Below are 341 nucleotides of genomic sequence, written 5' to 3'. Positions count from 1 at the left end.
TTGCCGATCAAGAACTGTCCATATGCCGTGGTGAGCAGGGGTGTGAGACCGCCTGTTAGCAGCGTGGCCAAAGTGACGCCCGCCAGTACCAACACGCCAACTCCGCCCATGGCGAGTTGCCCGAAACGGGTCAGAATGCGGGCGGTATTGCCGTGGTTGTAATGTTGCCCCACTAAGTGGAACAGCGGCCACAGCGAGGCTACCCAGAATGCTGCCGCCATCAGGTGAACGATCAGCAAGACAGCCAGAACGAGGCGTGGGGTGTTTACTGTATGCCCCACCTGCACGAATGCCAGCATCACCAATAAAACGCCTACTAGGCTCAAGCTGTTGGCTGTTTT

1 pseudogene is annotated in these 341 nt (G+C 57.5%); it reads right to left on the bottom strand.

The window, feature by feature from the left end:
- Positions 1-299, bottom strand: a pseudogene (locus CXF87_RS12490) (copper resistance protein CopD); the annotation flags it as partial.
- Between the last annotated feature and the right edge of the window lie 42 nt (positions 300-341).

Source organism: Halomonas sp. MES3-P3E, from assembly GCF_002836035.1.
Taxonomy (GTDB): Bacteria; Pseudomonadota; Gammaproteobacteria; order Pseudomonadales; family Halomonadaceae; genus Vreelandella; species Vreelandella arctica.
The sequence above is the reverse complement of the archived record's forward strand: the minus strand, read 5'-3'. Positions and strand labels throughout refer to the sequence as shown.